This window comes from Allobosea sp. GW821-FHT12C12 (genome assembly GCF_058807355.1).
Genome location: NZ_JBXAQP010000006.1, coordinates 60584 through 79181, shown reverse-complemented (window position 1 = coordinate 79181; position 18598 = coordinate 60584). Strand labels below are relative to the sequence as shown.

Here is an 18598-nt window from a genome sequence, read left to right as displayed (position 1 = left end):
GGCCGGCGTTGTCAGCGCGCAGCCGCGCACGGGCGGCTTCGTCAAACGGCGCTTATCGCGGCCCGCACCCCGTCGATGACGAACTGGACGGCGAGCGCCGCCAGGACGACGCCGAGCAGGCGCGTCAGCACGACGTTGCCGGTGACGCCGAGCAGCCTCGCGATCGGCGTCGCCGCGAAGAAGACCAGGAGGCAGCTCACGAGAACGAGGAAGCAGATCACGGCGAGGCCCGTCAGCATCAGCGGGTCGCCGCCGGCGCGGCCGGCGGGCAGCATCATCGCGGTCAGCGCGCCGGGGCCGGCCATCAGCGGGATCGCGAGCGGGAAGGCGGCGACGTTGCGGATGTGATCCTGGGTGATCGCGATCTCGGCCGTCTGGGCCTTGCGCTCGTTCCTGCGCTCGAACACCATCTCGAAGGCGATCCAGAACAGCAGCAGCCCGCCGGAGATGCGGAAGGCCGGCAGCGAGACGCCGAGCGCCTTCAGCACCACGTCTCCGGCCACGCCGAAGAAGGCCATGATGCCGAAGGCGATGATGCAGGCGCGGATCGCGACCTGCCGGCGCTCGCTCGCCGTCATGCCGCGCGTCAGCGACAGGAAGATCGGCGCCAGCCCCGGCGGATCGAGCGTGACCATCAGCGTGACGAGGGCGGAGATGAGGAAGTCGAGGGTCATGGCGGCGACTTAGGCACGCTATCTTTCGCCCGTCACCCGGCAATTGCCGCGGGTGCTCCGGAATCGATTCAAAAACACAATCCAACGCACTGATTCCAAGTCGAAAATTTTCGTGTTGAGATCGGCCTGTTTTGCTGGCTTCCATCCGCGGAATCGGATAGCCAGAGGCCTGAAAAATAAACGGAATCGGGACCTTTCTCCTTGAGCGAAGACGACGACGACAAGCGCCCGGACGAGCCCCAGTTCGGCGGCGACATCAAGCCGATCGCGATCACCGACGAAATGAAGAAGAGCTATCTCGATTACGCCATGAGCGTGATCGTGAGCCGCGCTCTGCCCGACGTCCGCGACGGCCTGAAGCCCGTGCACCGGCGCATCCTGTTCTCGATGCACGAGAACAAGAACCTGCCCGACCGGCCCTACACCAAATGCGCCCGCATCGTCGGCGACACGATGGGCAAGTATCATCCGCACGGCAATCTCGCGGTCTACGACGCGCTGGTGCGCATGGCGCAGGACTTCTCGCTGCGCCTGCCGCTGATCGACGGGCAGGGCAATTTCGGCTCGATGGACGGCGACAGCCCGGCGGCCGACCGCTACACCGAGGCGAGGCTCGACAAGGCGGCGATGCCGCTGCTCGAAGACCTCGACCTCGACACCGTCGCCTTCCAGCCGAACTACGACGGCAAGGAGAGCGAGCCGACCGTTCTGCCGGCGCGCTTCCCGAACCTGCTGGTGAATGGCGCGGGCGGCATCGCCGTCGGTATGGCGACAAACATCCCGCCGCACAACCTCGGCGAGGTGATCGACGCCTGCGTCGCGCTGATCGACAATCCCGAGATCACCATCGACGAGCTGATCGAGATCGTGCCCGGCCCGGACTTCCCGACCGGCGCCTCGATCATGGGCCGCAGCGGCATCCATTCGGCCTATCACACCGGCCGAGGCTCGATCGTGATGCGCTCGAAGCACCATATCGAGGAGCTGCGCAAGGAGCGCGAGGCGATCATCGTCACCGAGGTGCCCTACCAGGTGAACAAGGCCGCGATGGTCGAGAAGATCGCCGAGATGGTGCGCGAGAAGCGTATCGAGGGCATCTCGGACCTGCGCGACGAATCGAGCCGCGAGGGCGTCCGCGTCGTCATCGAGATCAAGCGCGATGCGCTCTCGGACGTGGTGCTGAACCAGCTCTACCGCTTCACCCAGCTGCAGACCTCGTTCGGGGCCAACATGGTCGCGCTGAACGGCGGGCGGCCGGAGGTGCTCAACCTCAAGGACTTCGTCTCGGCCTTCGTCGAGTTCCGCGAGGAGGTCGTCTCGCGGCGCACGCGCTTCCTGCTCAACAAGGCCCGCGAGCGGGCTCACGTCCTCTGCGGTCTGGCGACCGCCGTCGCCAATATCGACGAGGTCATCCGGCTGATCCGCACCGCGCCGACGCCGGCGGCGGCGCAGGAGGCGCTGCTCGGGCGCGACTGGCCGGCCGAGGACATCGCGCCTTTGATCGCGCTGGTCGACGATCCGCGCCATCCGATCAACGCCGATGGCGCCTATCGCCTCTCGGATGCGCAGGCGCGCGCGATCCTGGAACTGCGCCTCGCCCGCCTGACGGCGCTGGGCCGCGACGAGATCGGCGAGGAATTGTCGAAGCTCGCGACCGAGATCGCGGACTATCTCGAGATCCTGCGCTCGCGCGTCCGCATCCAGGACATCATCAAGACCGAGCTCGCCTCGGTGAAGGCCGCCTTCGCCACGCCGCGCCGCACCACGATCCAGGACTGGGGCTCCGACCTCGACGACGAGGATCTGATCGCGCGCGAGGACATGGTCGTGACCGTGTCGCATGCCGGCTACATCAAGCGCGTGCCGCTCTCGACCTATCGGGCCCAGAAGCGCGGCGGCAAGGGCCGCTCGGGCATGGCGACGCGGGACGAGGATTTCGTCACGCGGCTCTTCGTCGCCAACACGCATACGCCCGTGCTGTTCTTCTCGTCGGAGGGGCAGGTCTACAAGGAGAAGGTCTGGCGGCTGCCGCTTGCCGCTCCCAATGCGCGTGGAAAATTCCTCAACAACATGCTGCCGCTCGAAAAGGACGAGCGCATCACCACCATCATGCCGCTGCCGGAGGACGAGGCGAGCTGGGATACGCTGGACGTGATGTTCGCCACTGCGTCTGGCGGCGTCAGGCGCAACAAGCTGTCCGACTTCGTCAACGTCAACCGCGCCGGCAAGATCGCGATGAAGCTGGACGAGGGCGATCACATCGTCGACGTGCAGATCTGCACCGAGAACGACGACGTGCTGCTGACCACCGCGAAGGGTCAGTGCATCCGCTTCGCGGTGCCCGAGGTGCGCGTCTTCAAGGGCCGCGACTCGACCGGCGTGCGGGGCATCAGTCTCGGGAAGGAAGACGACGTCATATCGCTGGCGATCCTGCGCCATCTCGACGCCACGCCGGACGAGCGGGCGGCCTATCTCAAGCGCGCGGCGGTCATGCGGCGGGCGGCGGGCGTCGACAGCGAGGACGCGGTCGAGCCGATCACGGGCGATGCCGAGGAAAGCGCCGGCGACATCGAGCTGGGTCAGCAAAAATACGTCGAGATGAGCGAGGCCGAGCAGTTCATCCTCACCGTTTCCGAAAGAGGCTACGGCAAACGGACCTCGTCCTTCGAGTATCGCGTCACCGGACGCGGCGGCAAGGGCATAGTCGCCATGGTGGTGAACGACCGCAACGGCAGGCTCGTCGCGTCCTTCCCGGCGATGGACAGCGACCAGCTCATGCTCGTCACCGATGGCGGACAGGTCATCCGCGTCCCGGTCGATGCCGGCGAGAACAACCGCATCCGCATCGCGGGTCGCTCGACGCAAGGCGTCACCGTCTTCAATACGGACGCCCGCGAGAAGGTCGTCTCGGTCGAGCGCGTCAGCGACGATGGCGATGACGAGGTTGCCGGCGAAGGCGACCCCGAAGCCGAGGAGGGCGGCGGCAAGTAGGCCGCCGCGCGCCGGCGTTCCGCCGCCGGATTCTCAGCGCGAGAGCTGGATCGGGAAGGTCAGGGCCCCCGGGCCGCGTCGCCCGGCATCCGCCTCCAGTTCGAGCGTCGGCGCGTCGAGCGGGCCGCGCAGCACGAAGGGCACCCGCGGCGAGCCGCCGGGGGGCGCGAGCACGGCGCCGACGTCGAGCCAGCGGCCGGGCAGCGAGGCCTGTCCCGACAGCGCCAGACGATAGGCCGCGCCGCTCATCTGCGACTCGGACAGCGTCGCGATGCCGTTCGCGACATTGGCCTGCAGCGTCGCGGTCTCGAACGCGGTCTTGCCCTGGCGCCAATCGCGCAGCGCGAGGCCGGGGTTGCGCTCCATCCGGCGCAGCAGGTCGGTGAAGGCGACGCCGCCGATCTCGCCCTGCCGCAGCGCCAGGCCGGCCTTGCCACCGAGCGAGCCGAGCATGTCCTCCCAGCTCGCGCCCACCCCATCGAGCGCCAGCTGCAGATTGGCGCTGCCGCTCAGGCGTCCGAGATCGGGCACATCCGCGGCGGCCTGGCCGAGATTGATCCGGTCGAGCCCGGCCTGAAGCCTAAGATCGACCCCGCCCGGCGCGAGTGTGGCGAGGACGCGGCCCTTGGCCGAACCGCCATAGAGGCTGGCGCGCAGCAGTCCCGCCTCGAACCGCCCCTTGCGGACGAGGAGCTGGGTCGCGAGATCCGACAGCCTCGCGCCCTGGAAGCGCGCGGCATCGACCGAGACGCGCAGATCGAGGTCGTGGCTGGTCCAGGCCTCGAAATCGAGCGGCGCGGTGTCGCGCTGGCCGAAGGCCGACGGCGTCAGGCCGAGCCGGCCGGCGACGCGGCCGAGATCGAGCGTGGCGCCCGCAAGCGTTCCCGACAGGGCCCAGCGCGCGCCGAGATCGGCGAGCTTGATCGCGCCGTCTAGCCGCTCGCCGTCGATGCTGGCCACGACCTGGCTCAGCGAGGCCTCGCGCGACTTGATCTGCGCCTCGGCCGACAGGCTGAGCGTGCCGATGGCGCCGGCGATGCGGGGCTTCTCGCCGAACCAGTCGAGCAGCTCGGGCAGGCTGCGCGTCGTCAGGGTCAACTGGCCGTTGACGACCGGCTCGGTCAGACCGCTGCGCAGGCCGTCGAAACGCAAAGCCAGCGGGGCCGAGGTCGCGCTCAGGCTGAGCCGCGCGCGCTCGCCGGCCATCGGCCAGAGCAGCGCGAGTTCGGTCGGCACGCCGCGCCAGTTGACGGAGCCCGCGATCGAGACCGGATCCTGCGCCGCGCGGTCGTCGACGACGAGGTTGACGTCGCGCAGGATCGTGCGGATCGAGCCTTGCGCCCGCACGAAGACCGAGCCGGAGCTGATCACGATCTTGCTCTGGCTCAGCAGCGGCTCGAGCAGCGAGAGCGGGCCCGAGAACCATTGGCCCAGCGTGTCGCCCTCGCCGCTGGCGGCGATGTCGATCTGCGGCGTGACGAGGTCGATGCGATCGAAGGCGATCTCGCCGGAAACCAGCGACAACAGCCGCAGCCTTGCGCGCAGCCGCAGCGCCTTGCCGGCGAGCGGGCCTTCGCGCTGGGCGAAGGCGACGTTGGACAGGCTGATCCGGGGCAGCGGCAGGAGCGCGATCTCGGCCCGCTCCAGCCCGGTCACGATCAGCCCGGTGCGGCGCTCGATCGCCGAGATGACATGCTTCTCGACCCGGCCGACGGCGATGCTCCAGGACGAAAGTCCGAGCAGCGCCAGCGTGACGGCGAGACATCCGGCAATGATCTTGATGCGTCGTGTCATGGGCCCGGCAGAACGGCGAAGCGGGCGTCGCGCCGGCTTCAGAAGGCGAGGTCCGGTGTAGGACGATGCCGGGAGCTTGTCGAGTTACGCAACGTTTCCGCCGGGTCCCTGCACAAGCCGTGGTTCTGTCCCATGCCCGGTCCCGGCGCGCGCCAGGATGATCGCTGGGTAGAGGCCGGCGAGCACGATCATGAGTCCCGCCAGCGCGCCGTCCTCGAAGGAGCCGCGCGAGGCGTGGCCATAGACGACGGTGGCGAGCGTCTCGACATTGAGCGGCCGCAGCAGCAGGGTAGCGGGCAATTCCTTCATGCAGTCTACGAAGACGAGCAGAGCCGCGGCCGCGATCGCAGGCCGGGCCAGCGGCCAGTGCAGGCGGCGCAGAACTTCGGGCGCGCCGGCTCCGAGCGCGCGCGCCGCATCGTCGACGCGCGGCGAGATGCGCGACAGGCCGCTGTCGATGGCGCCGATCGCGATCGAGAGGAAGCGCACGACATAGGCGATCACCAGCGCCGCGCCCGAGCCGATCAGCAGCAGGCCGGGATTGAGGCCGAACCAGGCGATCATGGCGTTGGCGAAGGCGTTGTCGAAAGCCGCGAGCGGGCCGAGCAGGCCAAGCGCCAGCACGGCGCCCGGCAGGGCGTAGCCGAGGCAGGCGGCGCGCAGGCCGGCCGGCAACCAGGGCTCGCGGCCCTGCCGCGCGCCGGCGGCGATGAGGAGTCCGAGCGCGACGACGATGCCGGCGGCGAGCCCGGAAAGCAGCATGGTGCGGCCGAGATTGCGGAGCAGCGCGCCGTCAAGCTGCGTCAGCAGGCCGCGACGGGCCACCTCGACGGCCAGGAACCCGATCGGCAGCACCGCGCCGAGCAGGACGGGCAGGGCGCAGGCGAGCATGGCGAGCGCGGCGGGGCGGCCAGCCAGCCGCCTGCGGCCGACGGCTCGCGGCTGGCGCACCGACAGGGCGAAGCGGCGCTGGCCGCGCAGCCGCTGCTCGATCAGGATCAGCGCGACGACGAAAAGCAGCATGACGCAGGCGATCTGCGCCGCGCCCGCCAGCGAGCCGCGATTGAGCCAGGTCGTGTAGATCGACAGGGTGAGCGTGCGCACGCCGAGATGTTCGCTCGCGCCGATGTCGTTCAGCGCCTCGAGCAGCGCCAGCGTCAGGCCGGCCGCCAGCGCCGGACGCGCCAGCGGCAGGCCGATGCGCCAGAAAAGCTGGCGCGGCGTCGCGCCGAGCGTGCGGCCCGATTCGACGATCGCGGCGCTCTGCAGCCCGAACAGCGCCCGCACGCTGAGATAGACGTAAGGGTAAAGCACGATCGCCATCACGAAGATCGCGCCCGCCAGGTTGCGCGGATCCGGAAACCAGTAGTCGCGCAGGCTGCGCCAGCCCGTCAGCACCCGCAATGCCCCTTGCAGAGGGCCCTGGAAGCCGAGGAATTCGACGTAGATATAGGCGGTGATGTAGGTCGGGAGCGCCAGCGGCAGCACCAGCGCCCATTCGAACAGGCGCCGGCCGGGAAACTCGTATTGGGTCACCAGCCAGGCGGTGGCGACGCCGATCAGCGCGCAGGCGAGGCCGACGCCGGCGAGAAGCGCGACCGTGTTGCCCAGCGCCTGCGGGATCACGTTGGCGGCAAGATGCGGCCAGATCGCCGCCGCCTGCCAGGAGAAGGCCGTGACCGCCAGCGCCAGCAGCGGCGTGATGACGAGGCCCGCACCCAGCACGACCGCCCAGACCAGACGGTTCGACGGCCGCCACAGAGGTGGCGGCCGTCGCTGACCGGGAGCGGCAGGCAGGCTCAGGCTCAATGCCGGCTCAATTGTCGAAGCCGACCTTGTCGACGAGATCGGCCGCCGCCTTGCGGTTCCTGGCGACATCGCCGAGCGGCGTGGTGTCGGGCGTGAGCTTTCCGAACAGCTTGATCGTGGCGCTTTCCTTCACATCCGGGTTCACCGGGGACTCGAAATTCCCGTCTGCGTAGAGCGTCTGGGCCTTTTCGCCGAGCATGTACTCGATCAGCTTGACGGCCTCGGCCTTGTTGGGAGCGTTCTTGGCGATGGCGGCGGCAGAGACGTTCACATGGGTGCCGCCATTGGCGAAGGTGGTCTTGAGCGGCTTGACCGCATCGTACCAGCCCTTCTGTTCGTTCTTCGCCTGGCTCATCAGCCCGAGATAATAGGTGTTGATGATGGCGATGTCGCACTGGCCCGACAGGATGTCGCGCGCCACGTCGCGGTCGCCGCCGCCGGGCTTGCGGGCGGCGTTGGCCTTCAGCGCCTTGAGATAGGTCTCGGTCTTCTCGGCGCCGTTGCGGGCGAGATAGGCCGCGAAGAACGCGTTGTTGTAGGGGTGCTGGCCGGCGCGGATGCAGAATTTGCCCTTCCATTTCGGATCGGCGAGATCCTCATAGTTGATCGCGTCCTGGGCGACCCGGTCCTTGGAGACCACGACGACGCGGGCGCGCTGGGTCAGCGTGACCCATTCGTTGCCGGCGCCGCGCAGCTGGGCCGGGACGATCTTGTCGACGGTCGCCGACCGCACCGGCTGGGTGATGCCGGCATCGACCGCCGCGTTGATCTCGCCGACATCGACCACGAGCATCACATCGGCCGGGCTGTTGGCGCCCTCGGCCTTGATGCGCTCCTGCAGGCCGTCCTTCAGGAAGACCGTGTTGACCTTGACGCCGGTGTCCTTGGTGAAGGCTTCCAGCACCGGGTTGAGCAAGGCGGGCTCGCGGGTGGTGTAGAGATTGACGCTCTGGGCCAGCACAGGCCCGGCGAGGAGGCAGGATGCGAAAGCGAGAGCGGTGAGGGACGTGGCGGGCTTCATGAGGCGCTCCTTCGGGATCACGGGCCAGTACGAATGGCATGGCAGGCCGGAGCGGTAGAGCGCGGATGTCGGGGCGTCAACGAAAAAGACCATGAAATCAAAGAGTTGAAGGATTCCAATCTACCTCCAGATTGGAATCGATAAAATACTCTGACGGCCTGACGCACCGGCCGCGGCCGGGGCGTCGCCCCTGGCCGCTGACCGCCGGTGCCGGTGTCACAGGCTCAGCGCGAGATCGGGATGACGCGGACCGCGCCACGCGCCGTCGGATCGAGCGTGCCGCGCAGTTCGGTGGCATCGCTGGCGATGGTGTCGTCCTGGACGCTAGCCTCGCGCAGGCGCATCTGGCGGCGCAGGCTGTTGTTCTGGGCTTCCATCCGGGAGATGCCGACCAGCGCGTCGATCTCGCGGCGCTGGCCGGCGCTGAGATCGGCGGAGCTGCGGAAGTCGCGGAAGTCCTGCGCGCGGTATGGCCAGCGCTGCGAGCCGGCGAAGGTCCGCACCTTGCCGTCGAGGACGACGCTGTCGCCGGGGCGCAGCGTGAAGTCGCGCAGCAGCGAGACGCGCCGTTCGCCGGCCTGGACGATCGCCGGGCGGCAGGCGGGATCGGACGATTTCTCGTGGCCATAGGCGACGGGCAGGGCGCCGTAGCGCTTGCCGTCGGCCGCCTGGGCGTTGTCGATCGTGTCGGCGCCGGCCGCGACCCGGAAGACCTTGACCGGAACGCCGGGGTTCATCGCCTGGCAAAGCGCCTCGTGGCCCTTCATCTCGGCCTGCGAACGCAGATAGCCGATCGGCGCATAAAAGCCGTCGCAGAGCCGTACGCAGATGGTGCGCGCGACGCCGGCCGCGCCCGAGACCGTATCGATGCGCGCGGCGAACCGGGTCTTCCTGGGCTGGGCCGGAGCCGCGGTCGCGGGCTTGGCGCGCGGCGCGAACGGGTTGAGCACGATCGGCGGCTGGGCGAGGCGGCCATCCGGACGCTGCTCGAAGATGGTCTGGTACAGGCGTCGCTCGGCCGGGGCGTAGGCCCTCGTCGAGCTGTAGGCGACGGGCGGCGGCGCGGCATAGCGGACGCCGTCGCGCGCGGCCTGGTCGGTGAAGAAGGCGCGGATGCCGGCGTCGCTTTCGGCCTGCACGACCGAAACGGTCAGCACCACGCCGCCGGCGCCGAGCGCAAGGCCCAGCAGGCCAAGCGCGCCGACGCGAAGCGCGCCTGCCGGCCGCGTCATCCTGTCGATGGTCGAAGGCTCGTGGACGGACGCGCGGGCGTCCGCCTTCTGGTCGTCACGGACACGCAACATCGCGTCAACTCCACTGCACGCTTGTTCACCGTCCGCCGCCGGGTTTCTGTAGTTTACTTTTCGTTAAGGTTCAACGCCGCAACCGGGCGATCCCGCCGAAATGACGGGTATGATTAATCGCCGCCGCGACGAAAGAGCCCGCCGGGGCAGGCGCCGCGGCGGGCTTGCCGACAGGGGACCGTGCGGCGCTCTACAGCTCGGGCTTGTGGACCGCGCTCGCCACGGCGACAGGCGCGGCGGGGCCGAGGAGGTCGACGGTCTCGCGGCGGTTGCGGCCCGAGAGCCAGCTGTCGACCTTGTCGAGATAGAAATAGACCACCGGCGTAATGTAGAGCGTCAGCAGCTGCGAGACGAGCAGGCCGCCGACGACGGCGATGCCGAGCGGCTGGCGCAGCTCCGCGCCGGCGCCGTGGCCGAGCGCGATCGGCAGCACGCCGAACACCGCCGCGAAGCTCGTCATCATGATCGGGCGGAAACGGACGAGGGCCGCGTCCCGGATGGCCGAGAGCGCGTCGTCGCCCATCTTGCGCCGCTCGATCGCGAAATCGACCATCATGATCGCGTTCTTCTTGACGATGCCGACCAGCATCAGGATGCCGATGATCGCGATCACCGAGAGGTCCATGCCGTAATACTGCAGCGCCAGCAGCGCGCCCAAGCCCGCCGAGGGCAGGCCGGACAGAATGGTGATCGGGTGGATGAAGCTCTCGTAGAGAATGCCGAGGATGATGTAGATCACCAGGATCGCGGCGAAGATCAGCAGGCCCTGGCCCTTCAGCGCGTCCTGGAAGAGCTGGGCGGAGCCCGCGAAGCTCGTCACGATCGTCGCCGGTAGCTGCACGTCGCGCTCGGCCGCGCGGATCGCGTTGACCGCCTCGCCGAGCGACACGCCGGGCGCGGTGTTGAACGAGATCGTCACGGCCGGCTGCTGCGAGATGCGGTTCACCGCCAGCGGCCCGACGCTGGGCCTGATCGTGGCGATCGATTCCAGCGGCACGTTCAGCCCGTTCGAGGCCTTGAGCAGCAGGCGCGACAGCACCGCCGGGTCCTGCTGGTACTGGCGGTCCGCCTCCATGATGACCTGGTAGTCGGTCGCGGGCGTGAAGATCGTCGCGATCTGGCGCGAGCCGAAGGCGTTGCCGAGCGCCTGCCGGATCTGGTCGCTCGAAATGCCGAGGCTGGCCGCGCGTTCGCGATCGATCTCGATCGAGAGCTGGGGGTTGCGCAACTGCAGGTCGATATTGGCGTCGCGCAATTGCGGGATCTGGGCCAGCCGCTGCTGCATCATCGGCGCATAGGCGAAGAGCTGGTTCAGGTCCGGGCCCTGCAGCGAATAGAGATACTGCGCCCGCGAGGCGCGGCCGGCGTTCAGGTTGATGTTCTGGACCTGCTGGAACACGGCCGTCATGCCGGGCACTTCCGACGTGGCGCGCCGCAGCCGCGCGATCACGACATCGGCCTTGTCGCGCTGGTCCTTCGGCTTCAGGGCGATGAACATGAAGCCGTTATTGGTGGCGTTGAAGCCGCCGATGTTCGAGGTCAGGTAGTCGACGGCGGGGTCGGCCTTGACGATCTCGGCGACGCGCTGCTGGCGCGAAGCCATCGCCTCGAAAGAGGTGTCCGGCGGACCCTCGGTCGAGCCGCGCAGCAGCCCAGTGTCCTCGATCGGGAAGAAGCCCTTCGGCACGTTCATGTAGAGATAGGCCGAAAACCAGACGGTGCCGAGCGTCACCAGCAGCATCAGGAAACGGGCCTTCAGCACCCAGTCGAGCGTGACCCGATAGGCGGTCAGCATGCCCTGGAAGCCGGCCTCGAAGACGCGCTCGACGATGTTGGGCTTCTTGTGGTGGTCATGCGCCTTGAGGAAACGGGCGCAGAGCATCGGCGTCAGCGTCAGCGAGACGAAGCCCGAGACGATGATCGCGGCCGAGATCGTGCCGGCGAAGGTGACGAAGACCTTGCCGACGACGCCGCCCATGAAGAAGACCGGGATGAACACCGCCACCAGCGAGATGGTGATCGAGATGATGGTGAAGCCGATCTCGCGCGAGCCGTCGAGCGCCGCCTGGAACGGCTTCTTCCCCATCTCGATATGCCGGATGATGTTCTCCAGCATCACGATGGCGTCGTCGACGACGAAGCCGACGGCGAGCGTCAGCGCCAGCAGGGAGATGTTGTCGAGCGAATAGCCGAGCCCGTACATCGCCGCGAACGTGCCGACGAGCGAGATCGGCAGGGCCAGCGTCGGGATGACGGTCGCCGCCAGGCTCTTCAGGAACAGGAAGATCACCATGATGACGAGCACGATCGCGACGACGAGCGAGAACTCGACGTCCTCGACCGCTGCGCGGATCGGGATCGAGCGGTCGTTCAGCACATTCAGGTCGATCGCGGCCGGCAGCTGCGCGCGATAGGCGTCGATGCGGTTGCGGATGCTGTCGACGACCTCGACGGTGTTGGCGTCGGACTGGCGGTAGACCGCCAGGATGATCGAGCGCTGGCCGTTGTACCAGCTCGCGGTCTGGTCGTTCTCGACCGAGTCGTAGACCGTCGCGAGGTCCTCCAGCCGGATCGGCACGCCGTTCTTCTGGGCGACGATCAGGTTGCCGTATTCGGAGGCGCGTTCGAGCTGGCCGGTGGCGCCGAGCGTCAGGCGCTGGTTCTCGCCGTTCAGCGTGCCGACGGGGGCGTTCGAGTTGGCGGCGGCGACCGCGGTGCGCACGTCCTGGAGCGCCAGGCCGCGCGACGACACCGCGTCGGGATTGATCTTGATGCGGACCGCGTATTTCTGAGCGCCGAAGATGTTGACCTGGGCGACGCCGGGCAACTGCGAGATCTGCTGCTGCAGCACGTTCTCGCCGAACTCGTGGACCTCGTAGAGCGGCTTGGTGTTGGAGGTCAGCACCATGAACAGCACCGGCTGGTCGGCCGGGTTCACCTTTCGGAAGCTCGGCGGGGAGGGCAGCTCGGGCGGCAGCCGCCGCGCGGTCGCGCTCAGGGCCGCCTGCACGTCGAGCGCCGCGCCGTCGATATTGCGGTTGAGGTCGAACTGCAGCGTGATCGAGGTCGAGCCCTGCTGCGAGACCGAGGACATCGAGGTGACGCCCGAGATCGAGGCGAATTCGCGCTCCAGCGGGGCGGCGACCGAGGAGGCCATCGTCTCGGGGCTTGCGCCAGGCAGGCGCGCGCTGACGTTGATCGTCGGGAAATCGACGCGCGGCAGCGCGGCGACGGGGAGTTGCTTGAAGGCGAACAGCCCGAAGATCAGGAAGGTGGCCATGATCAGCGTGGTCATGACCGGGCGGCGGATGCAGATCTCGGGCAAGCTCATCAGGTGGCGCTTCCCCGCTGCGAGGTCAGGTTGCCGGCCGGTTTCTGTCCGCCGCGGTTGCGCTCGATCGTGCGCGCGCCGTCGGTCAGGAGCAGCGCGCCGTCGACGACCACAGCCTCGCCGCCCTTGAGGCCCGACGCCAGGACGACGCGGCCGTCGACGCTGCGGTCGACCACCACCTGCCGGGTGCGGGCGACGCCGTCCTCGACGATGAAGACGAACGGCCCGCTCTGGCCGTTCTGCACGGCTTCGCGCGGCACGGTCAGCGCCTCGGGCTCGACCCGCAGGGTGATCCGCACCTGGCAGAGCGCGCCCGGCCAGAGCCTCTCGCCGGCGTTGTCGAAGATGGCGCGCATCTGGATCGTCCCGGTCGTCGCGTCGACCAGATTGTCGATGACGGCGATCTTGCCCTCGGCGGCTTCGCTCACGCCCTGCTGCGTCGCGCGCACGGTGGCGGTCCCGGCCGTCATCGCGGCCTTGATCTCCGTCAGATGGCGCTGCGGCAGGGCGAAGGAGACGTAGATCGGGTCGATCTGGTTGATCGTCGCCAGCGCGCCGGAATTGTCGCCGGTCTTGGCGATGTTGCCTTCCTTCAGCGCCGCGACGCCGACGCGGCCGGAAACCGGCGCGGTGATGGTGTAGTAGCTCAGCTGCACCTTGAGCCCGTCGACCGCGGCCTCGCCGGCGCGGATCGAGGCGCGCAGCGTGGCCGCGGCGGCGCGCGCCGTCTCCAGGCGCTGGTCGGTGGCGAATTCGCGCTTGGCAAGCTCCTCGGCGCGGCGCAGGTCGGCCTCGGCGGAGACGAGCGAGGCGCGATCCCTGGCGACGTTCGCGTCGGCCTGGCGCAGGCTGGCCTCGAGCTGGCGCGAGTCGAGGCGGAAGAGCAGGTCGCCCTTCTTGACGAAATCGCCGTCCTTGAAGCCGACCTCCATGATCTGGCTTTCGACCCGGGTGCGGACCGTGACGGCCGAGATCGTCTGGACGGTGCCGATCGCCTCGAGCCGGACCGGCATCGGACGGCGCTCGGCGGTGGCGGTGACGATGGTGGCGGGCGGGCGCTGCGGCGCGGCGTTGCGCGGGCCGCCCGCGCCGGCGACCGGGCTGGCGTCGGCGACCGTATAGGGCGGAATGACCTTGCCGTAGGGAATCCTGTCGAGCGGGGCGGGCACGGGCCTGCCCGTATAGTGAAGCCCCGCGCCGGTGGCGACGACGCCGACCGCTGCCAGGACGAAGACGCGCCCGAACGTCACAACCGCCATGCCGAAAAGCCTTGCGCCAGAGTGGGACCTGACTTGTTTGCGCCAAATGGAACGGTCGTCCCCCAAACCGTTCCGTCCTCTAGCATTTAGCATGCCGAGAGGTGTTTTTGCGCGCAAGCGCAAAACACGGTTTATCCGCCCATGTCGCGCGGATGTGACAGGTTTCCTCCGGGGAGTGGCGCAAAGGAAACTCGCGCCGGGCGCGAAATTCAGATCACGGTCGCGACGACGCCGACCCACATCAGGAACAGGCAGACCAGTCCGGCGGCGAAAACCAGCGCTCTCGTCCGCAGGCGGTTCGAGCCGGTGTGGACCAGCGTATGGACGACGCGGGTCAGGACGAAGAGCCAGGCCAGCGCCGTCATGACATAGCCGGCGGCGTTGACCTCCATCGCCAGCATGATCAGCGCGAAGAACAGCACCGGCGTCTCGAACTGGTTCGAGAAATTGGCCGCCGCGAGCCTGGCGCGCTCGGGATAGGCCTCGGTCGAGACCGCGACATCGGCGATCTGGACCTGCTTGCCGACCAGCGCCTCGCGCCGGCGCAGGAACATGATCACCAGCACCACGAAGGTCCACAGGATCTGGGCGAGGGCCGGGTAGATCAGCTTGATGGTCATGGATTTCGCCTCGTTGCCGCAGAAACAGCCCTCATCCCGAGGCGATCGCGAGACGGAGCCCGCGGCTTCTCCCCAGGATGAGGGCTGAGCGTTCAGGCTCGCACCTTCCGGCGCGAGGCTCAAGACCGGGTCGGGTAGTTCGGGCTCTCGCGCACGATCGTCACGTCGTGGACATGGCTTTCGCGCAGGCCCGCGCTGGTGATGCGGATGAAGCGGGCCTTGGCCTGGTAGTCGGCCAGATCCTTGCCGCCGACATAGCCCATCGCGGCGCGCAGGCCCCCGGCGAGCTGGTGCAGCACGCTGGAGACCGGGCCCTTGTAGGCGACCTGGCCCTCGATGCCCTCGGGCACGAGCTTCAGCGCGTCCTTGATGTCCTGCTGGAAGTAGCGGTCGGCGGAGCCCCGGGCCATCGCCCCGACCGAGCCCATGCCGCGATAGGATTTGTAGGAGCGGCCCTGGTAGAGGAAGGTCTCGCCCGGCGTCTCGTCGGTGCCGGCGAGCAGCGAGCCGACCATGGCGCAGGAAGCGCCTGCCGCCAGAGCCTTGGCGAGATCGCCTGAGTATTTGATTCCGCCGTCGGCGATCACCGGGATGCCCTGCTTGCGGGCGGCGGAGGCCGCGTCCATCACGGCGGTGAGCTGCGGCACGCCGACGCCGGCGACGATGCGGGTGGTGCAGATCGAGCCCGGCCCGATGCCGACCTTGATCGCGTCGGCGCCGGCGTCGATCAGCGCCTGCGCGCCGCCGGCGGTGGCGACATTGCCGGCGATGACCTGGACGGCGTTGGAGAGCTTCTTCACCCGCGTCACCGCCTCCAGCACCTTGGCGGAATGGCCATGGGCGGTATCGACGACGATGATGTCGACGCCGGCGTCGATCAGCAGCTCCGAGCGCTCGAAGCCGAGATCGCCGGTCGTGGTCGCGGCCGCCACCAGCAGCCGGCCATGCGAATCCTTGGCGGCATTGGGATGGGCGACCTGCTTTTCCATGTCCTTGACGGTGATCAGGCCGATGCAGCGATAATGGTCGTCGACGACGAGCAGCTTCTCGATCCGGAACTGGTGCAGCAGGCGGCGCGCCTCGTCCTGATCGACGCCCTCGCGCACCGTGATCAGCCGATCCTTGGTCATCAGCTCGGAGACCGGCTGCCCGGGATTGGCGGCGAAACGCACGTCGCGGTTGGTGAGGATGCCGACGAGCTTGCCCTTGTGCGCCAGCGGCCCACGCTCGACCACGGGGATGCCCGAGATGCCGTTGTTGCGCATCAGGGCGAGCGCATCGGCCAGCGTCTCGTCGGGAAAGATCGTGATCGGGTTGGCGATCATGCCCGATTCGAACTTCTTGACGAGCCGGACCTGCGCCGCCTGCTGGTCGGCATCGAGATTGCGATGGACCACGCCGAGGCCGCCGGCCTGCGCCATGGCGATCGCCATCCGCGCCTCGGTCACGGTGTCCATCGCCGAGGCGATGATCGGCATGTTCAGGACGATGGTCCTGGTCAGCTTCGTCGAGATGTCGACCTCGGACGGCATGACCTCGGACGGGCCGGGCTCCAGGAGCACGTCGTCGAAGGTGAGACCGTCTCGAATCAGGCCGTCCGCGGGAAATGCCATCGTCAACTCCGGGCCGGCCGAGCCGGCTTTGATCGGACCGGGCGGGAGGAGCCCGGCGCCGAGTTGACGAGGCCCGTTATCATGCGTGCGGCGGGCCCGCTAGAGCGCGTTGCAAAAAACCGGGGAGAGAGAGCCCCGCTCCTCTCGTCGCGTCGGCGCAGGGGAGGAGGTCGGCTCTACTGCTGCTGGGTCGGGCGCAGGCGGCCGGGCTGCCGCGCCGGCTCACGGCCGATCGGTTCGACGCCGAAGCAGCCCAGCTCCATCGTCGTCTCGCCCTTGGCATTGGCCAGATCCTGGCAGACCTTCTGGCGCTCGCAGTTCCAGGTCCGTATCGAATCGCCGTTGCCGGTCGGCAGCGATTTGTAGGCGCAGCCGATCTCCCAGCCCGCTTGTCGCGCCGCCGACGGACCCGCGCAGGCGAGAGAGGCGGCGATGGCGGACGCCGTCAGGATTGCTGTTCCGCGAAGCATCTGGCGCCTCTTTCGGCCAGGCAAGGCCGTTTGGTCCGGTTTGCGACTGCCCCCATGCGCAACAGATAGGTCGGGAGGGGCGATCTGGTCATGCTTCGCATGCATGTCCGGATCGATGTTCGGGCATGCGCCTTGTCCTGCCTTGACGGGACGATCCGGCCGCCGCGAGGCAAGCCTTTTCTGACGGACACGCTTCAGAAGTCGGCAGCATCGGGAATGCGCCCAAAAGCGATCTTGGCGCCGGCGTAGCCGCCTTCCGGCTGCGGCTGCCAGCCCAATGTCAGCGCGGCATGGCCATAGCGCCGGTTGAGCTGGTCGCCGATGGCCGACAGGCGCTCCCAGCGTTCGCTCTGGCGCTGTCCAGCCTCGTCGGTGAACAGATCGCTCGTCGCCTCATGCGCGGGGACGATCCTGTACAGGCTGACATGGACGGATTTGATCCGGCCCGGCAGGCGCTGCCGCGCGAAAAGGGCGTCGAGCAGGCACAGCACGCCATGGTCGTCGCGCAGCGGCCGACGCGCCCGCTCCTCGCCGGACCAGCGCTCGCCGGTCTCGGCACGCAGATGCAAAAGCAGCGCGCCGGCGGCGTAGCGTTCGCGCCGCATGCGCCTTGCCGCCTTGGTCAGCAGCAGGCGCGCGCACTGATGCGCGCGCTCGCTGTCGCGCCAGTCCCGCGGCAGGATACGGCTGTGGCCGAACATGGAGCGCCGGGGCGCGGGCCGTTCGACGGCGAAACCGTGCAGGGCGGCGAGAAAGCGCTCGCCCTCGACACTGCCCCAAAGCGCGCGGGCCTGCTTGTGGCCGATGCGCCAGAGCTCCGCGACCGTTCCGATGCCGGTGCGCGCCAGCCTCTCGGCATTGCCGCGGGCGATCCCGGGAAGATCCGTCAAGGCAAGGCCAAGGAGCGGCCCCGGCAAATCCTCCGGACGCAGCGTCACCAGCCCGTCCGGCTTGTTCATCTCCGCGCCGATCTTGGCCAGGAGTTCATTGGCGGCAAGCCCGATCGAGCAGGTCAGCACCGGGCCGATGTCATGCCGGAGCCGCGCCTTGATCTCGCGGGCGATGTCGATGGCGCGCGGCTGCTCGTTGTCGAGCAGCCGGCAATAGACCTCGTCGATCGAGCGCACCGCCTCGATGGGCAGGATCGTCTCGACCGCCCCGAGGATACGGCGATGCAGGCTCGCATATTCATCGTGCCGCGCCACCACGATGGCGATGTCGGGACAGAGCCGGCGCGCCTCGCGCAGGCGCGTACCCGTCTTGACGCCGAACGCCTTGGCCTGGCGGCTGGCCGCGATCACGGAGGTGTCGGGGGAACGGATCGGGATGACGCCGACGGGCTTTCCGCGCAGCTCGGGCCGCAGATGCTGCTCGGCGCTGGCGAAGAAGCTGTCGAAATCGATATAGAGAGCTTCCAAGCCGGCGGGTTTTCGCATGGTCGCAATCGGGTTGCCGCGGGCGGGAGCGCCCCCCGTAATAGAACATATATGGAACATGCGAGGCAACAGGCAGGCCGCGGCATGTGGCGCCCACGTGTCGCTCGTGCCGTCGCGGCCATGTTCCGCGGCTGGCAAGCATGGTAGAGGCGTATGCGTGGTGGCTGCTCCGCGGGATGCGAAGCGGTTGCCGCGTCTCCCGCGTCCCTCCAAGGCCATGTTCCTCAAAGGCCACGCCTTGCCCCAGGTTCCGTCTTGCAGCGCGCAAAACTCCTT

Annotated in this window: 12 protein-coding genes; 1 reads left to right on the top strand and 11 read right to left on the bottom strand. The window is 68.5% G+C overall.

Annotation, left to right across the window (positions count from 1 at the left end; all coding sequences use genetic code 11):
* Positions 1–41: 41 nt before the first annotated feature.
* Positions 42–674, bottom strand: coding sequence for a MarC family protein (locus AC1RRW_RS10535; protein WP_492900699.1), 633 nt, complete (start codon positions 672–674; stop codon positions 42–44).
* Between the two features lie 201 nt (positions 675–875).
* Between AC1RRW_RS10535 and gyrA the strand changes: the two genes are divergently transcribed.
* Positions 876–3665 carry a DNA gyrase subunit A gene (gene gyrA, locus AC1RRW_RS10530; RefSeq protein ID WP_492900698.1) on the top strand — a complete coding sequence of 930 codons (2790 nt, stop codon included), beginning with the start codon at positions 876–878 and terminating at the stop codon, positions 3663–3665.
* Positions 3666–3698: 33 nt separating this feature from the next.
* On the opposite strand, the gene AC1RRW_RS10525 is transcribed toward gyrA, so the two are convergent.
* From AC1RRW_RS10525 to AC1RRW_RS10480, 10 genes are all read right to left on the bottom strand, one after another.
* On the bottom strand, positions 3699–5459 hold the full coding sequence (locus tag AC1RRW_RS10525) for an AsmA family protein (protein WP_492900697.1): 1761 nt from the start codon (positions 5457–5459) through the stop codon (positions 3699–3701).
* Between the two features lie 84 nt (positions 5460–5543).
* The gene (locus AC1RRW_RS10520) at positions 5544–7268 is read right to left on the bottom strand and encodes an ABC transporter permease (RefSeq protein WP_492900696.1); all 1725 of its coding nucleotides are present in this window, start codon (positions 7266–7268) and stop codon (positions 5544–5546) included.
* A gap of 7 nt (positions 7269–7275) precedes the next feature.
* Positions 7276–8289: an extracellular solute-binding protein gene (locus AC1RRW_RS10515; RefSeq protein WP_492900695.1), complete on the bottom strand. Its 1014-nt coding sequence runs from the start codon at positions 8287–8289 to the stop codon at positions 7276–7278.
* A 224-nt stretch (positions 8290–8513) separates the two neighbouring features.
* Positions 8514–9593 (bottom strand): DUF2865 domain-containing protein, encoded by a 1080-nt coding sequence (locus AC1RRW_RS10510; protein WP_492900694.1) that lies wholly within the window; start codon positions 9591–9593, stop codon positions 8514–8516.
* Positions 9594–9783: 190 nt separating this feature from the next.
* Positions 9784–12924 (bottom strand): efflux RND transporter permease subunit, encoded by a 3141-nt coding sequence (locus AC1RRW_RS10505; protein ID WP_492900693.1) that lies wholly within the window; start codon positions 12922–12924, stop codon positions 9784–9786.
* Positions 12924–14183: an efflux RND transporter periplasmic adaptor subunit gene (locus tag AC1RRW_RS10500; RefSeq protein WP_492900692.1), complete on the bottom strand. Its 1260-nt coding sequence runs from the start codon at positions 14181–14183 to the stop codon at positions 12924–12926. Before AC1RRW_RS10500 ends, AC1RRW_RS10505 begins: the two co-directional genes overlap by 1 nt.
* A gap of 209 nt (positions 14184–14392) precedes the next feature.
* Positions 14393–14803, bottom strand: a complete 411-nt coding sequence (locus AC1RRW_RS10495; RefSeq protein WP_492900691.1) for an MAPEG family protein — start codon at positions 14801–14803, stop codon at positions 14393–14395.
* A 119-nt stretch (positions 14804–14922) separates the two neighbouring features.
* The gene (gene guaB / locus AC1RRW_RS10490; protein ID WP_492900690.1) at positions 14923–16416 is read right to left on the bottom strand and encodes an IMP dehydrogenase; all 1494 of its coding nucleotides are present in this window, start codon (positions 16414–16416) and stop codon (positions 14923–14925) included.
* 176 nt (positions 16417–16592) lie between these two features.
* Entirely contained in the window at positions 16593–16886 is a 294-nt protein-coding gene (locus AC1RRW_RS10485; RefSeq protein WP_492900689.1) for a hypothetical protein, read from the bottom strand.
* A 194-nt stretch (positions 16887–17080) separates the two neighbouring features.
* Positions 17081–18322, bottom strand: coding sequence for a Y-family DNA polymerase (locus AC1RRW_RS10480; RefSeq protein WP_492900688.1), 1242 nt, complete (start codon positions 18320–18322; stop codon positions 17081–17083).
* Positions 18323–18598 lie beyond the last annotated feature (276 nt).